The 20,910-nt window shown below is 63.0% G+C and carries 20 protein-coding genes; 14 read left to right on the plus strand and 6 right to left on the minus strand.

The genetic code is table 11. The annotated features are described in order from the left end of the window. Positions 1-572: 572 nt before the first annotated feature. Positions 573-1,256, plus strand: a complete 684-nt coding sequence (locus FJW07_RS12520; RefSeq protein WP_140642978.1) for a Crp/Fnr family transcriptional regulator — start codon at positions 573-575, stop codon at positions 1,254-1,256. A 120-nt stretch (positions 1,257-1,376) separates the two neighbouring features. Here the strand turns inward: FJW07_RS12520 and FJW07_RS12525 are convergent, their stop codons facing one another. Continuing rightward, positions 1,377-5,603 carry a cytochrome P450 gene (locus FJW07_RS12525; RefSeq protein WP_140856724.1) on the minus strand — a complete coding sequence of 1,409 codons (4,227 nt, stop codon included), beginning with the start codon at positions 5,601-5,603 and terminating at the stop codon, positions 1,377-1,379. 117 nt (positions 5,604-5,720) lie between these two features. Then, entirely contained in the window at positions 5,721-7,502 is a 1,782-nt protein-coding gene (locus tag FJW07_RS12530; RefSeq protein WP_140856725.1) for an adenylate/guanylate cyclase domain-containing protein, read from the minus strand. 416 nt (positions 7,503-7,918) lie between these two features. Here FJW07_RS12530 and FJW07_RS12535 point away from each other — a divergent pair, with 416 nt between their 5' ends. The 3 genes from FJW07_RS12535 (at position 7,919) to FJW07_RS12545 (ending at position 9,580) form a co-directional block, all read left to right on the plus strand. After that, entirely contained in the window at positions 7,919-8,176 is a 258-nt protein-coding gene (locus FJW07_RS12535; protein ID WP_140657845.1) for a PepSY domain-containing protein, read from the plus strand. A gap of 233 nt (positions 8,177-8,409) precedes the next feature. After that, on the plus strand, positions 8,410-8,994 hold the full coding sequence (locus FJW07_RS12540) for a hypothetical protein (protein WP_246680745.1): 585 nt from the start codon (positions 8,410-8,412) through the stop codon (positions 8,992-8,994). Positions 8,995-9,094: 100 nt separating this feature from the next. Next, a complete protein-coding gene (locus FJW07_RS12545; RefSeq protein WP_140782768.1) occupies positions 9,095-9,580 on the plus strand; it encodes a hypothetical protein in 486 nt (161 codons plus the stop codon). Between the two features lie 64 nt (positions 9,581-9,644). Here FJW07_RS12545 and FJW07_RS12550 read toward each other — a convergent pair whose 3' ends face one another. Further along, positions 9,645-11,531: a murein L,D-transpeptidase gene (locus tag FJW07_RS12550; RefSeq protein WP_140782769.1), complete on the minus strand. Its 1,887-nt coding sequence runs from the start codon at positions 11,529-11,531 to the stop codon at positions 9,645-9,647. Between the two features lie 282 nt (positions 11,532-11,813). Here FJW07_RS12550 and FJW07_RS12555 point away from each other — a divergent pair, with 282 nt between their 5' ends. Next, positions 11,814-12,215 carry a rhodanese-like domain-containing protein gene (locus tag FJW07_RS12555; RefSeq protein ID WP_140642578.1) on the plus strand — a complete coding sequence of 134 codons (402 nt, stop codon included), beginning with the start codon at positions 11,814-11,816 and terminating at the stop codon, positions 12,213-12,215. A 37-nt stretch (positions 12,216-12,252) separates the two neighbouring features. Next, a complete protein-coding gene (gene plsY / locus FJW07_RS12560; protein WP_140856727.1) occupies positions 12,253-12,948 on the plus strand; it encodes a glycerol-3-phosphate 1-O-acyltransferase PlsY in 696 nt (231 codons plus the stop codon). A gap of 90 nt (positions 12,949-13,038) precedes the next feature. Here the strand turns inward: plsY and FJW07_RS12565 are convergent, their stop codons facing one another. Next, positions 13,039-13,947, minus strand: a complete 909-nt coding sequence (locus FJW07_RS12565) for an alpha/beta hydrolase (protein ID WP_140856729.1) — start codon at positions 13,945-13,947, stop codon at positions 13,039-13,041. 47 nt (positions 13,948-13,994) lie between these two features. Between FJW07_RS12565 and FJW07_RS12570 the strand changes: the two genes are divergently transcribed. Next, the gene (locus FJW07_RS12570) at positions 13,995-14,447 is read left to right on the plus strand and encodes a MarR family transcriptional regulator (protein ID WP_140856731.1); all 453 of its coding nucleotides are present in this window, start codon (positions 13,995-13,997) and stop codon (positions 14,445-14,447) included. Between the two features lie 9 nt (positions 14,448-14,456). Here FJW07_RS12570 and FJW07_RS12575 read toward each other — a convergent pair whose 3' ends face one another. Then, on the minus strand, positions 14,457-15,068 hold the full coding sequence (locus tag FJW07_RS12575) for a pyridoxamine 5'-phosphate oxidase family protein (RefSeq protein WP_140856733.1): 612 nt from the start codon (positions 15,066-15,068) through the stop codon (positions 14,457-14,459). Positions 15,069-15,160: 92 nt separating this feature from the next. After that, on the minus strand, positions 15,161-15,514 hold the full coding sequence (locus FJW07_RS12580; protein WP_140856734.1) for a DUF971 domain-containing protein: 354 nt from the start codon (positions 15,512-15,514) through the stop codon (positions 15,161-15,163). Positions 15,515-15,710: 196 nt separating this feature from the next. Between FJW07_RS12580 and moaA the strand changes: the two genes are divergently transcribed. The 7 genes from moaA (at position 15,711) to FJW07_RS12615 (ending at position 20,859) form a co-directional block, all read left to right on the plus strand. After that, positions 15,711-16,706, plus strand: a complete 996-nt coding sequence (gene moaA / locus FJW07_RS12585; RefSeq protein ID WP_140856736.1) for a GTP 3',8-cyclase MoaA — start codon at positions 15,711-15,713, stop codon at positions 16,704-16,706. A 55-nt stretch (positions 16,707-16,761) separates the two neighbouring features. Next, positions 16,762-17,256, plus strand: a complete 495-nt coding sequence (locus FJW07_RS12590; RefSeq protein WP_181182620.1) for a hypothetical protein — start codon at positions 16,762-16,764, stop codon at positions 17,254-17,256. 115 nt (positions 17,257-17,371) lie between these two features. Further along, complete coding sequence (locus FJW07_RS12595) at positions 17,372-17,728, plus strand: hypothetical protein (protein ID WP_140642592.1); 357 nt, start codon at positions 17,372-17,374, stop codon at positions 17,726-17,728. Positions 17,729-17,852: 124 nt separating this feature from the next. Beyond that, complete coding sequence (locus FJW07_RS12600; RefSeq protein WP_140856738.1) at positions 17,853-18,773, plus strand: DMT family transporter; 921 nt, start codon at positions 17,853-17,855, stop codon at positions 18,771-18,773. Between the two features lie 4 nt (positions 18,774-18,777). Then, complete coding sequence (gene mobA / locus FJW07_RS12605) at positions 18,778-19,410, plus strand: molybdenum cofactor guanylyltransferase MobA (protein WP_140856739.1); 633 nt, start codon at positions 18,778-18,780, stop codon at positions 19,408-19,410. After that, a complete protein-coding gene (gene mobB / locus FJW07_RS12610) occupies positions 19,407-19,922 on the plus strand; it encodes a molybdopterin-guanine dinucleotide biosynthesis protein B (protein ID WP_140856741.1) in 516 nt (171 codons plus the stop codon). Before mobA ends, mobB begins: the two co-directional genes overlap by 4 nt. Positions 19,923-20,073: 151 nt before the next feature. Beyond that, positions 20,074-20,859, plus strand: a complete 786-nt coding sequence (locus FJW07_RS12615) for an ABC transporter substrate-binding protein (RefSeq protein ID WP_140657866.1) — start codon at positions 20,074-20,076, stop codon at positions 20,857-20,859. Positions 20,860-20,910 lie beyond the last annotated feature (51 nt).

The following is a 20,910-nucleotide window of genomic DNA, read 5'->3' on the forward strand; positions in this document are numbered from 1 at the left end:
TCAGCACGAATCGTTCCATCAAAAGCTTGAATCACGACCAAGCCAAGATGGGAATCCTGAATATCAACAAACCTTAGCCAATCATGACGGCCGCATGGCGAAGATCGATCGAGGCGTGAACCATGCATTTCCAAAATAACCATCGGTCCGGCCGGCGCGCATATCTGTGAGCACCTTCACATACTTCGGACAGGGCTTGCGCTCGGATGTTGCAACGGCGGCATCGACGACCCTAGCTGACTGCGGCGTCCGCAGTTGCTGCCGGACTGCGATTTGGATGCGGTTATCGAGGAGAAATTTCGATCACCTAGCCATTTTCAGGTTTGCTGTCTGCGCGCATGGGCACCTCCCACCCAAGCGCGCGGACGGCGTTCCAAGGATCGGCCCGCAACCGCCAGTGCGCCCGGTCTCCTTACGTTTGCCGGCTTATCCGATTTCGGCGTGTCAGGCGTGACTTTGGTCTTCCGTCCGTCACCCCGAGAATTCGGCGAGCCACCACAGAAGGAGACGACGCTTTGATCGAGCACGCACTTATCCTACAATTTCCGTCTAACGAGAGGCGGAATCGTATGATGGCTACAAACGGCGCGGACGACAGGAACCTGCCGCGCCTGGCGCGCATCGACCCGCGCCAGTTCGACCTGCTGTTCGGCGGCTGCAAGCTGGAGCGCTATGCGGCCGGCCAGCATTTGTTCGTCCAGGAGGATGCGTCCGACCGCATCTATGGCGTGATGAGCGGCACCGTCGAGATTTCGATCTATTCGCCCGGCGGGCAAAAGCTGGTGGCCAATATCGAGCTGTCGCGCAGCCTCGTAGGAGAGATCGGGGCGCTGGACGGGCGCCCGCGCACGGCAACCGCCATCTGCCTCACCCCCTGCGAGCTGGTTTCGCTGAGCCGGACGCAACTCTTTGACCGCATTGAGAAAAACCCGCCCCTTGCCCGCGCGATGATCGAATTGCTGTGCACGCGGCTGCGCTGGGTCAGCGGCGAGCTGGGCGACCAGGCCTTTTTCGGCATCGAGGCCAGGCTGGCAAAGCGGCTGGTGTTCCTGAGCGGCGTCATGGCGGACAGCGCCGGCTGGATTCCGATTTCGCAGTCGGAGCTCGGCGAATTCCTCGGCGCGACGCGCGAATCCGTCAACAAGACGCTGAACGACTGGCGCAGCCGGCAGATGATCGCCATCAAGCGCGGTGGCTTGCGCATCACCAACGCCGCCGCGCTGAACCACATCGCCGATTCCCAGGACGACGACTGAGCAATCAGGCTCGGCGGTTTCGCCGTAGCTGGCTCGGCCACTTCGCCGTAGCCCGCTCGCCGACTCCGCCATGGCCTGCTCGGCGACTTCGCCACAGCTCCGTCGATTCGCCGCACCCGGTCAGAGCCGCGAGATCAGATAGCGCATTGCCGAGCGGCTTGGCATGAAGAAATAGCCGCCGCCCTTGGTGGTGACGAACTGCGGCACATCCTTCAAGACGGTGACCTTTTCCCAGGAAGGGATCGAAAACCGGCCGCCGCCGCCCCGTGCGCCGATCGTCGGATCCGTCTCGCCGACAAGGCCCTGGAACGAGTTCGACGAGACCCAGGTCTGCTGGATGAACTCGTATTGACGTTCGATATCCGCGTTGAGGCACATGAAGAGCAGACCCTTCTCGGTCTTTCCGCCCCTGTCCTTCTTCTCGTAGGTGCGGCCGACGCGCAGGATGCGGTGGCGCTTGCCGATCCTGATCTGCGTCTCGCGGTCCTCGCCGAGCGAATCGCGCGGGTTGGACCGACGTATGTGCGAGCCGAGCGGACAGGCATGTCCTTGCGGGTCCTCGGCGCCGAGCGCGAAATCATTGTCGATGCCGCGGCCCGGGCGCCCGTTCGGATTGCGCACCAGCGAGCTGCCGTCCTGCCAGCGGCCGAGCATCTTTGCCGCCACCCAGCGCTGATCGATGGCGGGGTCGCCGGTCTCATCGGCAGCCTGCGTCGCGGCTTTCCTGCAATAATCGTCGAACAATTCGACATGCTGCTCGAATTGGCGCACGACGAGGAAGGTGCCGTTGCGGCCGAAATCGCGCGGTGGAGGCGGTTGCCCCGGTATCTGACGGTTGCGCCGCACCTGCGACAGGATGCCGGTGCGATCCAGCGCCGCCTCCACCGACGGCGAAGCCGGATAGAAGCCATGCTCGTCGCGATAGCCGAACAGGAACTCGCCGGGCGCCAGCAGATGCATGGGCGCCGCTCCTTTGGCGGCGCGCTGCGTGCCCCGGACGATCGGTTGCGAGACGCCGTCGACGAAGCCGAAATGCTCGACCGCCCGCTTGCCGTCGCGCCGCACCATCAGCGGCAGTTCGGCGGCCACGGACATCCCTGCGCCTGTCGTCTGTCGCTTCATGGCCGCGATTTCTGCCTTCAACGCCGCCGGCGTCCCGGCATAGCAGACGATGACGACGTCGACGGGCTTGGCGGACGACCCCCACTGCCATTTGTCGGGTGCGTCGGGACCGGTGTCGTTGAGAATGCGGCTGCGCTCGGGCGTTCCCATGCCTTGCCGGAAGGCGACAGGAAACGTGTCCAGCGGCTCGTCGTCGACGCCACCTTCCAGTCCGAGCCGGCGCAGCCCGTTGGGGCCGAACGCCACGGTCATGGCGCGGCCGGCCGGCACGCCGTCGCCGAAACTGGTTCTGTCGATGACGGAATCGAGCCACGCCTTGCGCTTGGTTGCCGGCAACCCTTCCGGCACCTGGATCGCAAGCATATGCGCGTGGCCGAGCGCGCCGAAGGGTCCAAAGAAGATGGATTGGATTTCCCCGGATTCCAGCTCTTCGAGCGGCGCGGACGGCGGTTCAGGCAGGCTGGTCGCGTCCGCCGGCCGTGCTTGCGGGCGCGGCAGCGAACCGAACAGGCTCAGCCAGTCGCGCGCCTCGTTGCCGGTGGCCGATGCGATGCCGCGCCTGATCCTGGAGTTGATGCGGATGCGCGGTGTGTTGAGGTGCGGATAGGCGCTGTACCAGAACAGCGTCGGCACCTGCTGGCGCCGCGCCCAGCGCTTGAAACGATCGCCGTCGCGCGCGCCGTCCAGGAACAGCCAGCGCGTGCGCGGATAGCCTTCGGTGTTGCTCCAAACGCCGGTCAGACCGGCTGAGGCCTTGGCAATGAAATCCTCCAGATAACTTTCCCAGCTGCCACCGTAATTGGAGAAGAACATCAGCCTGTCGGTGCCGGGCAAAAGCACCCAGCGGGCGAAATGAATGGTGTTGATGGTGGCGAGGAAGCCCGGCCTGAACACTTTCTGCGCCGATATCGAGATCAGATAGAAGGAGAGCCGCAGCGCCAGCCGCCGCAGGATGCCCGGCTTCATCGTCGAGATCGCCGTCAGGTTGTTCTGCGCGCAGTGGTCCTCATTGGCGAGGATCTTTTCCAGCGCGCCGATGTCGACGGGCGTGTTCGCCGGCCGGTCCTTGTCCTCCAGCCGCCGCAACGCCAGGAAGCAAAGGACCATGAACAGAGCCAGAATAGCCAGCAGACCGAGCACCGTAAGCAGAAGCGCGGCGCCGGCGATCGCGATGTTGGCAAAGGTGACGCCATGCGGGTTTCCGAACACCAGCACATAGGTCATGCGCCAAAAGGCTAGAACGACGATCGCGACAGTGACGAACATCGCCGGCGTCAGCAGCGTCGTCGTCAGCGCGCGCGCCCAGTGACCCGGCGGTCTTTCCAGCAGGCTTTCGGCGGGCTCGAACGCCCAGCCGAATTGCCCGAGGCAGCGGACATGCCGGCGCGCCTCGGCGAGCACATCCATCGCATTGCCGGCGCCCGCGCGTGGCTTTTCGGCGATCTCGCGCACGCTGTCGGCGAGCCGTGCCTCGGCAAGAATGCGGCGTACGGAATGGCCGGGCGTGCCGGAGAAGACGAGCCCCGCGGCGCTGCCGAAGGACGGCGATATCTCTATGTGGTTCCTCTTCAGGAAATCCTCCAGCGAGCCGCCGTCCGGCAAGCCGCAGACATCCCTGAAGATCGGCCGCAGCCGGTGCCCGATCGATTGCGCGATGGCGGTTATGACATCGTCGGTGCTGCCGTCGCCGGAGATTTCGAACACCAGCGCGCCGGCCTCCATCCCCGTCTTTTCATCCTTGCCGGTGGGAGCGACCGCCAGGCTGGTGAAATGTATGGTGCCGACCTTGTCGAGCGCGTCGCTAAGCTCGCCGATCGCGGGATTGCCGAGGTCGGCGACCTTGTCGCGCACCGCATCGAGCGGCATGGAGCGGGTGATCGGGCAAACAACCGTCACCATCGACTGGTCGGCGGTACGGCAAAGCGGCGAGCGCTCGAAGTCGACCTTGAGGCTTGCCGGATAGGCGCCGACATTGGCCATCTTTCCGGCCCTGCCCCGCGCGCGGGCGAGCTTCGGTTTGCTGAACAGGGCGCGGATGCATTCGCCGATCTGGATGCGGGCGATTTCGGCGCCGATGCACAAATGGATGCCGTAGCCGAAAACCATGTAATCGCGATGCGGGCGCGACGTATCGAACTCGTTCGGCCGCTGCACGATCTCCGGATCGAACATCGCCGAAAGCGTCGCCGGCATGACCACCGTTCCGGCCTTGACCAGCCGCTCGCGGCGCGTGCCCTTGCCGATGATTGCGTCACGTCTGGTATAGCGCCATGGCCCGATCCAGATCGGTTTGAACCGCATGGCTTCCATGATCGCCCGGTCGAGTTTGCCGGTATCGCCGGCCGCGATGGCCTCATCCACGGCCCGCCGCGCATCGGATCGCGACAGGATCACATCCAGGCAATTGCTGCCGGCAAGCACATTGGTCGGCACAAAGCCTGCGACCATGCCGAGCATGATGGAATGGATGTCGGGCAACGACAGGCGCCCTTGGTCCATCAGCGCGACGAGGCGGGCAAGCGGCCGGTCGTCCTTGCCCGCTCTTTCCCTGACCGCGGCAATCGAGCGGTCTATGATTTTGATCAGCCGATCGCCGCCGACCACGGCAAGCTGGCGCGTGGCGGGATTTGCCGTCGGGTCGGAAAAGAACAGCGCGCTGAGCGCGATCGACCAGTCGGCGAACTCGGTTTCGTCGTCGATCTCAAGGCCGAAATAATCGCGGCAGATACGCACCGGCAAGATCTTCATCAATCCGGCGATGGCATCGAAGCCGGGACTGGCGCGGGTCATGATGTCGCGCGAATGGCGCTCGGCGATCGGCCTGACGGCGGCTTCGACCTCCGCCGGCGGGAAAGCGCTCAGCACCGCCGATTTCATCTGCCGGTACGCGGCGCCGTCCTGCATGCCTAGAATGAAATTCGAGCCGCGGGCGAGTTCGGCCATTTCCGGGCCGTAAGGCGTTTCGAACTCGTCGCCCCGCTCCAATATGTCGCGAACATCCGCGCCCTTGGTAACGAGCAGGAAATTGCCGAAGCCGAGATTCGGCCAGAAACGGCGCAGCAGCGCCAGCAGCCAGCGCGGATCGCCAAGAAGAAAACCGACGATGCGGGAAGCAAAGCCGCTCTTGGAACGCAGCCGATTGATGTCGAACGGTGGCATTTCGGCGAGCGGACGCTGGCTCTTCTGAGCGGCGCGGACGGCGGCGAAGTACTTCAAAGTGATCATCGCGTTCAAGCCCCCCGGCCATCCACGTCAATGCGATGCCGGCATTGTCTGGCCTAGGTTTGCATCGGTCCGGCGTATGTGAATTCGATCACAGTCATTTGTTGTCGGCCCCGGCGATCATGCGGCGGACTTGGCCCGATCGAAATTGCCGATCAGGAAATTGTTCTTGGCCGGATCCACGAACGGTATCCAGCGTATCCTCTGCTCGGAAAAATCGGGATGCCTGGTCATGAAAATCGCAAGCTCATGCGCCGCCTCGTCGCGCCGCCCGCTTCTCATCAGGGCGCCTGTCTTCAGGAACCTCGCGTAGAAGTAACTTGGCGACAGGTTGAGCGAGCGCTCGGCGTTGGCGATCGCGGCCTCCCAGTCCTCGACGAAGCAATAGGCCGCGGCCAGTTCCCCCAGATTGTGGAAGCGATAGAGGTCGAACGGGCTCAACCGCTCGGTATCGAGGAAGAACGGTATCGCGCCGGTCGCATCGCCAAGCAGAAGATACGCGCTGCCCATGGCCGAGCGGGCGAAGGCGAAGCTCGGATTGATGTGGATCGCTTCGGCAAGATGCTCGGCCGCCAACGCCGGAAGGCCGCGCATGATGTCGGCCGCGCCGAGATAGGCATGCGGGCGCGCATCGAGGCTGTCCATCAGAAGCGCCTTGCGCGCAAGCGTCTCGACTTTCTCCAGATCGTCGCTGTCGCCGAAACGCAGCCAGGCCCGCCAGAAATACCACCATGCGAGCTCATTGAGCACGGCGCTCGAGTTCGGATCTTCCTGGTAGGCCTTGTCGAAGAAGTCGAGCGCGATTTCGGTATCGCGACGTGTCCGCCTGTTCATGTGCCAACGGCCGCGCCTGACCAGTTGCCAGGTTTCGAGGCTTTCCCACGGCACCTGGAACGTGCGAGCCTGCTCGGCGCGGTCGACCTCCTTGTCGAGGATGGAAACGATCTCGCTGCCGATCTGGTCGCGCAGGCTGAAGATATCGACGAGGTCGCGGTCGAAGCGTTGCGACCAGACCAGGCGCCCGTTCGAGGTGTCGGTGAGCGACGCGTTGAGACGAATCTGCCTGTCGGAGCGCGCCAGCGTACCGCTGACGATGTAGCGAGCGCCCAGCGCGTTGCCGATGAGCCTCGTGCCGAGGCTGTCGTCGCGAAACTGGAAGCTCGAGCCCTTGGCGATGACAGAGAGCCAGCGCGTGTTGGAGAGACCGTAGATGATGTCCTCGGCGATACCGTCGGCCATATAGCCGACATCGGGTTCGCTTCCGTTGCCCTGCAACGGCAGCACGGCGATTGCCGGGGGCCCCTTGGCGATCGGCCTGGAACGACTGGGCGTGGTGGGAATGGAAGCGAAGGACGCCGTCGCGACAGGGCCGTTGCCGCCGCGACCGGCGATCAGGACCTGCACCGGCAGGGCGATGTTCTTCAGGCTGAACTCGCCGAGATCGGTGAAGACCGCCGCCGTCTTGTCCTTCACGTGATGCCACGTCGTCGCCGAGATGGCGACGCCGTCATGCGGCGCGAATTCCTGAAGGCGGGCTGCGATATTGACGTCGTCGCCGTAAAGACGGCCCTCCCGGACGATGACGTCGCCGGTGTTGATCCCGGCGCGAAACGGCATGCGCATGTCCTCGGCGACTGCCGTATTCAGCGCCACGATCCGGGCCTGGAAATCGAAGGCCGCGCGCAAGGCTTCGATCGGGTTGCCGAATTCGGCCATGATGCTGTCGCCGGCATCGCCGAACGTGCGCCCGCCAAATGCGCCGCAACTGCCAGCGATGATGTCGCGCCTTTCCTCGAAGGCGGCGACAGCCGACTCGTCGTCGATGCCCATAAGCCTCGAGAATCCCACGGCGTCGATCGAAATGATTGTCGCAAGCTGACGGGTATAATTCCGTTCAGCCATGATCGAGCCCCCAGTCCCCGTTTCAGTCCAGAACAGGTGACCTGCGCTCAAAAAAACGCGTCGCCGTCTGCCGACGGAAATCCTCGGCAGGCCCGGCGCACTGTTGCCACCCTGTTATGACCGGAATTCTATCAGGGTCTTGCCGAAAGCTCTACCACGAACGGCTAATATGACGAATTCATCGTCCGGGGCATGGTTAGTCGTTCGTTACGTCAGGAGACACATCCGAACCGCGACTTTACCATTTGAAATTATTATATTTTCTCCGCCGAACAATACTGACCCTGTTTCCGCCGGCAAGGATCGGTCACATCGAGGCATGCGCTGCAAAAACCCGCTATTGCGGCGCTGCGGAACCAACCCGCCTGCGTGCGAGTTTCTGACGGCACTTACGCCGACGAGATTTGAGGGCTCTCATGCGCACTGTTGTTTTAGCAACCTGTATCGCTTTCCTGCTTGTCAGTGGACAAGCCTTCGCAGCAGACGACCAGCCGCTGCCGCCGCAAAATGCAAAGAAATTGTCCGAGATTGTCGCCAAGGTCGAGCACCGCACCGACTTCCGCTATGTGAAGGAGGTCGATTGGGATAGCGACGGCTACACCGTCACCTACTACACCACGGACAAGGCCAAGGTCCAAATCACCTACGATCCCGTGACCGGCGAACCCAAATAGGCCTCGTTCGGTTGCCTGCCTCCGCCATTCCGCAAGGCCTGCGTTCGGCATAGATTGCTTGTCGAAACAGGCCGGACCAGAGGACAGACATGCGGCTTCACATCTGCGCTCACGTCCTGCTGGTAGCCGCATCGATGCTTGGGACATCGGGCCAGGCGCTCGCGGATGGCCCCTCTTTCGACTGCCGAAAGGCGCAGTTGCCAGCCGAGATAGCGATCTGCGCCGACCCACAAATGTCGGCCATCGATGCTTTGGTCACCAAGGCCTATGCCGGTTTCGAACCCGCCTTCGGCGGCGACAAACGCGGGATCGCCAGGAAACTGGTCGCCGATCGGAATGCCTGCAAGACGGACGCAGCCTGCATCGTCAGCGCGCAGAACAATGCGCTGCAGACTTACGGCAATGCACCGCAATGGGTGCAGGACTACAATATCGCGCTCATCGGCAAGAAGGCGCTCGACCTTGCGGTAAGAACGCGGCAGCCGACCGATCAGCCCCTGGCCGTATCGATCGGAAAATGCGGCTTCACCCATATATCGGTGCTGACGACGAGGCTGGGTGACGACCCGCTGGAAACCGCCAGCCCGGAAGCCGGCAGCGCGGCGAGATTTACCAACGGCGGCACGGCGGTCTCCTATGACCGCGAACCGGGACTGGCGAGTTCCAAGGTCGGCGATCCGGTCGTCATATGCCTGATCGCTATCCCGCGCGACTGTCCGAAAGACGATCTGCGCGGCAGGGTCTACTACGCCGTCGACCTCGCCGCCAAAGGCGCATGGGCCCTGCCCGACTCCCAGCATCTGTGCGGCGGCGCCTGAGAACCCTGACGCCGCGTTGCGGAACCAGCGCTATGGACGCCCTTGCATCGTCACAACTTTGGTGGCTGACTGCCCGCCATGATTGCGGGCACGGGGGTGCATGGCAATGATCGGCTACGTCCTGAAGCGCATCCTGATGGTGCTTGTCGGCTATCTGGTCGCGGTGCTTGTCGGGTTGATCGCAGTGGTGGTGATCTACGCGATACTGAGTTCGCTGCCCAACGCGCCGGGCTACTTCGAGCTTATGGAGTTCACGCCAGTCGCCGTGTTGGTGGTGCCGCCTCTCGGCATGTTCGTCTACTTCCTGGCGATCATCCTGACCGGAATGCAGACGCTGGTCTTCGCCCTGATCGCCGAGTTCCTTTCGTTGCGAAGCCTTTGGCTGCACATGCTGTTCGGCGCTGCCGCAGCGGCGGCCGGTTTCATGTTGATCTGGCCGGACGCCGCCGATGATCCGGAACGCTGGGCCGACATGGGTATCATCGCCGCCGCCGGCGTCGTGGCCGGGCTGGTCTACTGGCTTATCGCGGGGCGCGACGCCGGCTTCCGCCGGCCGCTCATCAAGGCACTTCCAAGAAACGTGTGAAGCAGTCGGGTTCGGCGGCTTCGCCGTGGCCTTCCGTCCGGAATTGCTTGAAAGTAGACAGCGCTCAGCTTGACGGCGTGCGCACCGCTTCGGTCGCGTCGAGCGCCTGCATCAGCTTGGAATCGCGGTCATAGACGTCGTCGAAATACTCGACCTTGCCGGACATGTCTGGCCATGCGGTGAAATAGGCGACATAGACCGGGATGACACGCGTGACATTCTCGGTCGAATGCCCATGCTTCAGCTTCTCGGCGATATCGTCGACGGAGGTGCCGAGCACGGCGGCGGCCATGCCGCGCGGATCCTGCAACCGCACGCAGCCATGGCTGAGCGCGCGCATGTCGCGTGCGAAGAACGACTTCTGCGGCGTGTCGTGCATGTAGATGGCATGCTTGTTGGGGAACAGGATCTTCAATTCGCCCAAGGCATTCGCTTCGCTCGGCTGCTGCCGCACGTTGAAGGGGATGTTGGCGCCATAGGCACCCCAATTGACCGCCGAGGACGGGATGCGCTTGCCGCGCGAATCCGTCACCTCATAACCGGCGCGGTCGAGATAGCCCGGGTCGCTGCGCAGCCTCGGCAGCATCTCGTTGACGATGATCGACTGCGGCACACCCCAATAGGGGTGGAAGTCGACCTGCTTGATCTGGTTGTAAAAGAAGGCGGTCTGGTTGGTGACCCGGCCGATGACCGCGCGGGTCTTCAGCTTCTCCTCGCCATTGTCGATATAGCTGGCGGTAAAGGCCGGCTGGTTGATGAAGACGCGCGGGCTGCCGAGATCCGACGGCATCCAGCGCAGTTCCTCGAGCGCCACCTTGACCTTCTCGATCTTGTCGGCCTTCGAGGCGCCGGCCAGTGAGGCCACGGTGCGCGGGCCGATGACGCCGTCGCCCTTCATGCCGGCGCGCTGCTGCACGGCCTTGATCACCGGCACCAGTTCGGGATCGTAGAGCTCGCTCTTGCCCAGCCTGGCGAGCACCTCGCCATAGTTGCCACCCATCTCATCATCGAGATTGCGGGAAATAAGCGTCAGCAACTTCGGCAGTTCCGGGCTGCTCTCGCCGGGCTTGAGCAACAGCTTCGGATCGACGACGATCTCGTTTTCCTCGCTCGCCTCGAGCGCTTCCAATTCGACGCGCAGCGCCTGGTACTCGGCATTCTGCGGGTGGCGCGATTCGAGATAGGTGCGGACTTCCTGGGTATGCGCCAGCGTCTTCAGCGCGCCTTCGAGATCGAACGGCTTGGCCGGAAAATCGTAGTAACCGGTCATCCGGTTGGGGTAGATGCGGCCACTCTGGGCATCTTGCGCATAGCGCAGCACGCGCGCCGACAGCGCCATCTCGAAGCGGACCAGTTCCTTGGTCCGCTCTTCAGGCGTAGCGGAAGTCGCGGCAGCCGGAACATCGACGGAATAGTCGGCCGGCGTCAGGCCGTAACTTGCCGCCTCGCCCAGGACGCGCACCGCATCCTGCGCTCGGCTGTTGGGGACGTTGTCGCTCACCCAGATGAAATCCGGATTGGCCGAATAATAGGCGATCAGTGCCTTGGCGATATCCGGCTCGGCGAACAGCTCGTACTCGCTCAAGCCAGCCGCGGCGTCGCGGAAGCTGTTGCCCGTCACGGACGGCACATAGGCGGCATCCTGCGCGGTCGCCGGCTGCGGCGTCGGCAGCAGCGACTTGAAATCGACGCGAACGAGCTTGTCGGCCCTGTAGGTGTTATAGGTCGGGCTGCTGATCCTGACACTGCCACCACCGCCTCCGTCGGGCTCTGCCGGCCGTATCTTGCGTGGCTTCGGCGGCGGCGGAAATTCACCTTGCGGGTTATGCCGGATACCGCCGCCGAACAGCATGTCGAACAGCCCTTGCGCGCTTGCCGGCTGTTGTCCGAAGGCCAGCGTTGCCGCGATCGCGATCGGCAGGAGGGTTTTCTTGTTCCCGAGGACTTTCATGCTTCACCCGCACCGGTTGCAACCGGTTCCCGTTCCGCGCCGCTGGACGGTCCCGCCCTCCGCATGGCGGATGTATGACGTGACTATACCGATTCATACCGATTTCGTTAAGCTTTCATAAATTTTCGCAGCCGTGTTGCAGAACAGTTTCACATCATTGTGAGACGGTGTGACCTGCCTCGGTTCGCGCCATGCTTGCGGCGTTGCGCCAGACATCGGCGGAAACTGGCCCGGACGTGATAAGCTCCGGCCGTTATGCTGGAAATCCGGGGAGGATTTGCCGTGAAGAAAGGTTATCGCCAGCTGCTCGACGAGGCGAATGCCGAGATCGAGGTTGTGTCGCCCGAGGAAGCGGCCGGATTGCTGGAGGACGAAGACACCATCTTCGTCGATCTGCGCGATCCGCGCGAGGTCGAGCGCGATGGCAAGATCCCCGGCGCCAAGCACGTGACGCGCGGCATGCTGGAATTCTGGATCGATCCCGAAAGCCCCTATCACAAGCCGTTCTTCGCCAGCGGAAAGACCTTCGTCTTCTTCTGCGCCGGCGGCTGGCGCTCGGCTTTGGCCACCAAGACGGCGCAGGACATGGGCCTGACACCGGTCAAGCACATCCTCGGCGGCTACACCGCCTGGAAAGCGGCCGGCCTGCCGATCGAGCCCGGCCAGAAGAAAAAAGCCGACTGATCACAGTTTTCCGCAACGTCTGGGATCAATCGACCCAATGGTTTTCTGGATAGCAAGCGCGGTTGGATTGGCGGTCGCCTATCTCCTCGGTTCCACGCCCACCGGCTACCTGGCCGGCAAACTTCTCAAGGGCATCGATATACGCGAGCACGGCTCCAGATCCACCGGCGCGACCAACGTGCTCAGAACCTTGGGCAAATGGCCGGCATTGGCGGTTCTGCTTGTCGATGTGCTGAAAGGCGTGGCGGCGATCGTCTTTGTTCGCTGGTTTTATCCCTGGTACTACGCGATATCGTCCGCCACGCCACCGACGGCGCTAGAACTGCAGACCTTGGCTCCCTGGCTCGTTTGCCTGGCCGGACTTGCCGTGCTGCTGGGACACGGCCGGTCGATCTGGCTGAATTTCACCGGCGGAAAATCCGCCGCGACGGGACTTGGCGTGCTGCTGGCGATGTCATGGCCTGTAGGATTGGGTGCCGCCACGGCATTTGCGGCCACACTCGCTCTTTTCCGGTTCGTTTCCCTGAGCTCGATGCTGGCGGCGCTGACGGCGGTCGCGCTTGTCTGCGGCTTGGAGCAACCATTGCCCTATCGGTTGCTGGTGATCGCGGGCAGCCTCTACGTGATCCTGCGCCACCGCGCCAACATTCAGCGGCTGCTGGCGGGAACGGAGCCACGCCTTGGCCGCGGTGGCCGGGACCGAACGCAGGCCCGCAAATCTCCTAGAGCATGACCCCGAAAAGTGGGAACCGGTTTTCGGAGAAAGATATGCTCCAACAAAGAGTTAGATCGTGACGGCGATTCAACGAAACGCCATCACGATCTAGTGCAGGGTCGTTTCGCGTTGCCCGGTCACGAAACCGACCGCGCGCGCAACGACATCCCTGTCGGCGAGGATGCGGCGATGGCCAAGCCCATTGGCCCAATGCAGGTGGACATGCTCGCCGGCGCCCGCATAACGCTTCGCATGGTCGGCATGGACTTCGCGGTCGTCCGGCGCGTGGACGATCAGCGTCGGTACCGGCGCCTCCGCAAGTTGGCGGTCGCCGGTGAATTCGCTGAGCGGCCGGCCCGACAGATGTTTTACCCGATCCGCCATGGCGAGGCGGGAGCGCGGCCCGACATTCATCATGTCGCTGAAATCGTCGAAGATTGCCGGCAGCGAGCTCGGCGCGGCAATCAGCACCAGTTTCTGCGCCTTGAGCGGCGGCATGCCCCTGACCGATGCCGCAACGGCATTGGCGGCAATGGCGCCGCCGAAGGAATGGCCGACGACGACGGCAAAGGGGCCGAACCATTCGCCGGCGACCCGCGCCGCGTCCACGGCGGTCACCATGTTGAGATGGCGGCCGAGCGAATGGCCATGCCCGGGCAGGTCGAGCGAGACGACCTTGTAGCCGGCGCCGCGAAACCCTTCGATCAGGGCGCGCATATATTCGGTGCGCGAACGCCAGCCATGGATGACGAGCACCGTTCCGCGAGACTCCCTGCCCGGCTCCGGGCGGAATTCATGCACCGCCACGCAGTCCGTTCTGGTCTTCAGCCGGTGGTGGCGCGCCTCGGCCATGAAGTCCGAGGCGCGATCGACAGCGCGACGCTCACCGTCGCTCAAGGATCTGGCATTGGGTGTGCGGCAAAACAATTCGAATGCGGCGCGGCCGCCGAGACGTGGCATGACATGCTCGGCCGCGCCAAAGACGCCGCGGATGACCTTCAATCCAAATGATGCCATATTGGCGATCCATCCATTCGTTCAAGCATGAACATAATAGTTCAAACATGAACATTAAACAAGAGCTGCCCTGGGACAATCCTCGCTTTCACAACTGGGTTGCGGTGGCGCGCGCCTGCCATGTGCTGGAGCGCACGCTGGCGGTGAAGCTCGCCCCGCTCGACCTCAAGCCGGCGCAGCTCGACGTGCTGATGAACCTCTATCGCCACCCGGGCATGTCGCAGCACGATCTTGCCCGCAAGCTGCTGGTCGGCCGCTCCAACATCACCATGCTGTTGCCGCAACTCGAGGCGCGCGGCCTGCTTCGCCGCGAGGGCGACGAAAAGGACAAGCGGGTGCTGCGGCTGAACCTGACCGAGGCGGGCGAAGCCCTGCTGATGAAGGCTCTGAAGGTTCACATGGCGCTGATCGAGAAGGCGATGAGCCAATCGACGCCGGAGCAGTGCGACATGATCGGCGAGCAGATGCGCAAGATCGCCGACGTGCTGAAGGAAGCCTGAGCCGCCCAACTACCACATGGTTTTCTTCGCCCGCTCCGGCCATTCCCTGTCATAGGCCTCGGCATCGATGTTCTTGCGGCTGGTGACCTCGAGGATCTGGCCGGGCGTCGGCAGCGACTTCGGGTCGACATGCCTGGCCGGGTTCCACAGTTCGGAGCGCACGATGGCGCGGGCGCATTGGAAATAGACCGTGTCGACATCGATGACGGTGACCGAGCGAGCCGGCTTGCCGTCGACCATGAAGGACGCGCAAAGCCCGGCATCGGTTGTGATATGAGCGCGGCCGTTGACGCGCAGCGTGGTGCCCGAGCCCGGCACCAGAAAGAGCAGCCCGACGCGCGGATCGCGAATGATGTTCTTCAGCGAATCGGCGCGGTTGTTGCCGCGCCTGTCCGGCATCATCAGCGTCTTGTCGTCGACGATGCGTACGAAGCCCCCGAGATCGCCGCGTGGCGAGCAGTCGAGCCCCTCCGGTCCGCTGGTCGCCAGCGCCACGAAGGGCGACGCCTCGATGAAGGCGGCATATTCGGGAATCACATGGTCGAGCTCCTTGACGACCGAAGCCTCGCCCGGCAACCCGTAAAGGGCCTCGAGCTGTTCGACGGATGTGATGAGCGACATCTTTTTCGTCTCCTGACCTTTTGCCGGCGCTACTCCATTCCCATGACGCCTTGACGACAGCCGGCTGCCGACATTGGATGCCATGCGCCAGGCTAGCGATCTCGGCTCAGTCCCTTCTCGGCCAGCTCGGCAAGGTAAACGTTCCAGCGCTCGTCCTTTTCGTGGCCGAGCGTATGCAGATAGTTCCAGGTGAAGATGCCGGTGTCGTGGAAATCGTCGAAGGTGATGCGCACAGCATAATTGCCGACCGGGTCGATCTTGAGGATCGCGACATTGCGCTTGCCGGGCACCGTCACCCGCTGCTCCGGCGAATGGCCCTGCACCTCCGCCGATGGCGAGGCCACCCGCAGGAATTCCGCCGGCAATTCGAACGGTTGGTGGCCGGGGAAGGTCACGGTCAAGAGCTTGCGGTCCTTCGAGACCCTGAGTTCCTTTGGCGCGGTCATGGCTGTCCTGTCTGGGTTGCGCCCTTCCCTACGCCGCTTCGCACGATCCGAAAAGGATCATTAGGAAGCAGCCGACACGCGATGTCGGTCGGGGAATGTTACCAAAGATCGAGACATTCTATCTTGAATGCGGCATTGGATCGTATCACATAGCCATATATAACGACGCCGCTCAGGCCATGGGAAACGCTTGCAAATGGACATGATCGACCCCTTCGGTCGCACGATCAGCTATCTGCGCGTGTCGGTCACCGACCGCTGCGATTTCCGCTGCACCTATTGCATGGCCGAGGACATGACCTTCCTACCGAAGAAGGATCTGCTGTCGTTGGAAGAGCTTGACCGGCTCTGCACCGTTTTCATCGAAAAGGGCGTGAAGAAGCTGCGGCTGACCGGCGGCGAGCCGCTGGTGCGCAAGAACATCATGCATCTGGTGCGCCAGCTGTCGCGGCATCTCGCGAGCGGCGCCCTGGAAGAGCTGACGCTGACCACCAATGGCTCGCAGCTTTCGCGCTTCGCCGCAGAGCTCGCCGATTGCGGCGTCAAGCGCATCAACGTCTCGCTCGATACGCTCGATGCCGGGAAATTCCACCAGATCACGCGCTGGGGCAATCTCGGCAAGGTGATGGAAGGCATCGACGCCGCGCAGAAGGCCGGGCTGAAGATCAAGCTCAACGCGGTTGCGCTGCGCGACTTCAACGACGCCGAGGTCCCCGAGCTGATGCGCTGGGCGCATGGCCGCGGCATGGACCTCACCCTCATCGAGACGATGCCGATGGGCGAGATCGAGGCCGACCGCACCGATCAGTATCTGCCGCTTTCGATGCTGCGCGCGTCGCTGGAACGCCAGTTCACGCTCTCCGATATTCCTTACAAGACCGGCGGCCCCGCCCGCTATGTCCATGTCGCCGAGACCGGCGGCCGGCTCGGCTTCATCACGCCGATGACGCACAATTTCTGCGAAAGCTGCAACCGCGTGCGGCTGACCTGCACCGGCACGCTCTATATGTGCCTCGGCCAGGAGGACGCCGCCGATCTCAGGGCGCCGCTGCGCGCCTCCGAAGGCAACGAACTGCTCGGCGAGGCCATCGACGAGGCCATCGGCCGCAAGCCCAAGGGCCATGATTTCATCATCGACCGCCGCACCAGCCGCCCTTCGGTGTCGCGGCATATGAGCGTCACCGGCGGCTGATTTTTTCCACTGATTGATGCATGATCTCTTCTGGTCATCGACCGAAGGGGGGATCATGCAACGTCCGCAGCGCTTCGGCTTGTCGTCACTGGCGGCTGTCGTATCCCTATCGATAATCACGACGACCGAGGCGACGGCCAAGCCGTTCACTTACGTGAATGCGCGGTTCGGCCAGTCATGCACATTCCCCGACGAAATCTTCGACAAGCCGATGCCCGAGCCGGAAAATGGCGACGGGCAGCAATGGCTTAGCGCCGACGGCGCCAGCCTGACCTGTTCCGGCATCTACAATGTCGACAACGACACGCCGCAAGGTTTTGTCGCCCAGGAGAAAGCCAGCACCGAACCGGGTTACAAGGTCACCTACAGCAAGACCGGCAAGGATTGGGCGGTGCTTTCCGGCACCAGGGATGGCAAGATCTTCTACGAGCGGCGCCTCTTCGGGAAGGACGACGTCATACGTACCGTCTGGATCGAGTATCCCGCCGCGCTCAAGGCCAAATACGACCCGCTGGTCGGCGCCATCGCCAACAGCCTGCGCGGCCCCTGAGGCCAGCCGGCTCCCCTGAAAATAAAGCGCCCGCGTTACCTTCCCCGCCGATTTACCGCCAAGCTTTTCCGGCCTAGCCTTCGAGGCGCGGTTTTCGCGCTAGGGGGGAGTGCACATGCGCACATTCATGCTTTCACTTGCAATGCTTGGGGTTGCTTCCGTATCGGCTGCGGCTCAGTCGATCGGCGGCACCTACAACGTCGCCGGCACCAATTTCGACGGCTCGAAATATGGCGGCGAGGCAACCATCACGCTGACCAGCGACACGACCTGCACGATCCACTGGGAAACCGGCGGCTCGACCTCGGACGGCATCTGCATGCGCAACGACAATGCATTTTCCGCCGGCTATGCGATGGGCAAGGAGATCGGTCTCGTCGTTTACAAGATCGAGAAGGACGGCTCCCTGCACGGGCTGTGGACCATTGCCGGCCAGAACGGCAACGGCACCGAAGTTCTGACGCCGAAGTAAGCCTTCCAAAGCTCGGCAGATCGACCTCATGGGCCACGCAGAAATTCGTGGCCCATTTCTTTGCCGTTGCTGTTTTCCGGCTGCCTGCTAGACGGCTGAATTAAAATAGAATCCGGAAACGCCTTTGCCTCTCTCGCCAAACCTGCGCGGCGCGCTGTTCATGATCGTGGCCATGGTCGGCTTCACCTTGAACGACGCGATCACCAAATTCTCTTCCGAATCGATGAACATGGCGCAGGTCATGCTGGTGCGCGGCGCCTTCGCATCCTTCTTCGTCGGTCTGCTGGCCTGGCGGCGCGGCGCGCTTGCCAATCCGGTGGCCATGCTGCAGCCGATGGTGGCCATGCGCGTCGCCGGCGAAGCGGGCGCCACCGTGTCGTTCCTCATCGCGCTTGCGCATCTGCCGATCGGCAATGTCTCGGCCGTCATGCAGGCCTTGCCGCTGGCGGTCACGATGGGCGCGGCATTGGTCTTCGGCGAAAGGGTCGGCTGGCGACGTTGGACCGCCATTGCCGCCGGTTTCGTCGGCGTGCTCATCATCGTGCGGCCGGGTTTCGAAGGGTTCAGTGTCTATTCGCTGGTGGCATTGGCCAGCGTCGCCTGCTGCGCTGTGCGCGACCTCTCCACCAAGCGCATCCCCGAGGCGATCCCGACCATGCTGGTGTCGACGGCGACCGCGCTTGCCATGACGGTCCTTGGTGCGCTGCTTTTGTCACCGATGGGCGGCTGGACGCCGATGAGCGGCAAGGCGACAGCTCTGTTGGCATTGGCGGCGGTGCTGGTGCTCATCGGCTATCAGTTCATCATAATGGCGATGCGCTCGGGCGACATCTCCTTCATCGCATCCTACCGCTATACCGCCCTGCTCTGGTCGATCCTGCTCGGCCTCGTCATCTTCGGCGACGTCCCAGACCTGCCCATGATCGTCGGCGCAGTCATCATCATCGGCTCCGGCCTCTATGCGCTCTACCGCGAGCGCGTCGTCGGCAAGCAGCAACCCGCCGCTGAAAGCGCTGGACCCGACATGGCGCCGGACGGCATATAGGCCGATGGACCGACATGTCGCAGGGATCATTCTGGCGGGAGGCCAGGCGCGCCGGATGGGCGGCGGCGACAAGCCGTTGCTTTCGCTTGGTGATGACAGACTGATCGATCATGTCGCCCGCCGATTGAAGTCGCAGGTCGCGACCCTGGGGCTCAACACGAACGGCGATCCGGCGCGGTTTGCCGCCCTGGACCTGCCGGTGCTGGAGGATACGGTGCCGGGCCATGCCGGACCGCTGGCTGGCATTCTCACCGGCCTCGAATGGGCGACGACGCAAACGAGCTGCCGGTGGCTGATGAGCGCCGCCGGCGACACGCCGTTCTTCCCCGGCGACCTCGTCGAGCGCCTAGTCGCGGCAGTTCACGACCGGCCTGGCGCGATCGCCGTCGCCAGCTCGGGCGGCAGATGGCATCCGACCTTCGCGCTTTGGCCGCTCGGCCTGCGCGACGCCTTGCGTCATTACATGGTCGACGAGGACAACCGGCGGGTTTCGGACTTCATGCAGCGCCAAGGCTATGTCGAGGTCGAATTCCCCATGATCGAGGCCGGCAACCAGAAGATCGATCCGTTCTTCAACGTCAATACGCCGGACGACCTTGCGGCGGCGGAGCGTCTGTTGCAAAGCCTCGGGCCATGAGACGCGTATTCGGCATCACCGGCTGGAAGAACTCCGGCAAGACGACCCTGACGGAAAAGCTGGTCACCGAACTGGTGGCGCGCGGCTGGACGGTTTCGACCGTGAAGCACGCCCACCATGACTTTGACATCGACAAGCCGGGCGCCGACAGCTTCCGCCATCGGCAGGCGGGCGCCACCGAGGTCGCGATCGTCTCCGGCCGGCGCTGGGCGCTGATGCACGAATTGCGCGGAGAGAACGAACCGACGCTGGACGACATCCTGGCGCGCCTGGCGCCTTCGGATATCGTGCTGGTCGAAGGCTATAAGCGCCAAGCGCATAAGAAGATCGAGGCAAGGCGGCTCGAGGCCAAGGACCGGACGCCGCTTTCGGCCAACGATCCCAACATTGTCGCCATTGCCGCCGACTTTACAGTCGAAGGCGAAACGTCGCCGGTTTTCGATCTCAATGACACGAAATCGATAGCCGACTTTGTCGAGCGCAGCACAGGTCTCGTGGCTCAAACCAAGTAACGCAGCGGCACATCCTGATTGTCGTTTGGCGTTGATTTGCAGTTGCTTTTTTCTTGGAAAGAGTGGGAGTATCCGCCTCAGCGGGCGGTAAAGAAGCTCCGCCCACAAGAGCCGCACGGGACAGCGGCCATGACAATATGAGAGGATTACCATGCGTATTGCACTGCGTATCGCGCTTGCCGCTTCGGCCGCGCTGCTGACACTTGGCGTCGCCCAGGCTCAGGAAAAGACCCTGAGGATCGGCACCGAAGGCGCGTATCCGCCCTTCAACAACCTGACCTCGGACGGCCAGTTGGTCGGCTTCGACATCGATATCGCCAAGGCGCTCTGCGACGAGATGAAGGTGAAGTGCACCTTCGTCGCGCAGGATTGGGACGGCATCATCCCGGCGCTCCAGGCCGGCAAGTTCGACGCCATCGTCGCCTCGATGTCGATCACGCCCGAGCGCGCCGAGAAGGTCGACTTCACCCACAAATACTACAATACCCCGTCGGCCATCGCCGTGCCGAAGGATTCGCCGCTCAAGGGCGTGACCAAGGAAGACCTCGCCGGCAAGAACATCGGCGTCGCCACCACGACCACGCATTACAACTATGCTTCGAAGACCTACACCGACAGCACCATCAAGGGCTATCCGAGCAGCCCCGAGGAACAGGCCGACCTCGCCAATGGCCGTCTCGACGCCATCGAGGACGACATCGTCGTGTTGCAGCAGTGGCTGGATTCGCCGGACGGCGCCTGCTGCAAGATCCTCGGTCAGCCTTCGCCGCAGCCGGTCGATATCTTCGGACCGGGCGCCGGCATCGCCGTGCGCAAGGGCGAGACCGATCTGGTCAACAAGCTGAATGCCGCGATCGACGCCATCCGCAAGAACGGAAAGTACAAGGAAATCAACGACAAATACTTCAAGTTCGACGTCTACGGCGCCGAATCCTGATCGACAAGCCAAGGGCGGTGAGGCATCCCTTGCCGCCCTTAAATTCTTCCG

This window comes from Mesorhizobium sp. B3-1-9, from assembly GCF_006439595.1.
Taxonomy (GTDB): domain Bacteria; phylum Pseudomonadota; class Alphaproteobacteria; order Rhizobiales; family Rhizobiaceae; genus Mesorhizobium.

Coding starts and splice junctions, on each gene's coding strand:
- FJW07_RS12520 (WP_140642978.1), top strand. CDS start 573: ATGGCTACAAACGGCGCGGACGACAGGAACCTGCCGCGCCTGGCGCGC.
- FJW07_RS12525 (WP_140856724.1), bottom strand. CDS start 5,603: ATGATCACTTTGAAGTACTTCGCCGCCGTCCGCGCCGCTCAGAAGAGC.
- FJW07_RS12530 (WP_140856725.1), bottom strand. CDS start 7,502: ATGGCTGAACGGAATTATACCCGTCAGCTTGCGACAATCATTTCGATC.
- FJW07_RS12535 (WP_140657845.1), top strand. CDS start 7,919: ATGCGCACTGTTGTTTTAGCAACCTGTATCGCTTTCCTGCTTGTCAGT.
- FJW07_RS12540 (WP_246680745.1), top strand. CDS start 8,410: ATGTCGGCCATCGATGCTTTGGTCACCAAGGCCTATGCCGGTTTCGAA.
- FJW07_RS12545 (WP_140782768.1), top strand. CDS start 9,095: ATGGCAATGATCGGCTACGTCCTGAAGCGCATCCTGATGGTGCTTGTC.
- FJW07_RS12550 (WP_140782769.1), bottom strand. CDS start 11,531: ATGAAAGTCCTCGGGAACAAGAAAACCCTCCTGCCGATCGCGATCGCG.
- plsY (WP_140856727.1), top strand. CDS start 12,253: ATGGTTTTCTGGATAGCAAGCGCGGTTGGATTGGCGGTCGCCTATCTC.
- FJW07_RS12565 (WP_140856729.1), bottom strand. CDS start 13,947: ATGGCATCATTTGGATTGAAGGTCATCCGCGGCGTCTTTGGCGCGGCC.
- FJW07_RS12570 (WP_140856731.1), top strand. CDS start 13,995: ATGAACATTAAACAAGAGCTGCCCTGGGACAATCCTCGCTTTCACAAC.
- FJW07_RS12575 (WP_140856733.1), bottom strand. CDS start 15,068: ATGTCGCTCATCACATCCGTCGAACAGCTCGAGGCCCTTTACGGGTTG.
- FJW07_RS12580 (WP_140856734.1), bottom strand. CDS start 15,514: ATGACCGCGCCAAAGGAACTCAGGGTCTCGAAGGACCGCAAGCTCTTG.
- moaA (WP_140856736.1), top strand. CDS start 15,711: ATGGACATGATCGACCCCTTCGGTCGCACGATCAGCTATCTGCGCGTG.
- FJW07_RS12590 (WP_181182620.1), top strand. CDS start 16,762: ATGCAACGTCCGCAGCGCTTCGGCTTGTCGTCACTGGCGGCTGTCGTA.
- FJW07_RS12595 (WP_140642592.1), top strand. CDS start 17,372: ATGCGCACATTCATGCTTTCACTTGCAATGCTTGGGGTTGCTTCCGTA.
- mobA (WP_140856739.1), top strand. CDS start 18,778: ATGGACCGACATGTCGCAGGGATCATTCTGGCGGGAGGCCAGGCGCGC.
- mobB (WP_140856741.1), top strand. CDS start 19,407: ATGAGACGCGTATTCGGCATCACCGGCTGGAAGAACTCCGGCAAGACG.
- FJW07_RS12615 (WP_140657866.1), top strand. CDS start 20,074: ATGCGTATTGCACTGCGTATCGCGCTTGCCGCTTCGGCCGCGCTGCTG.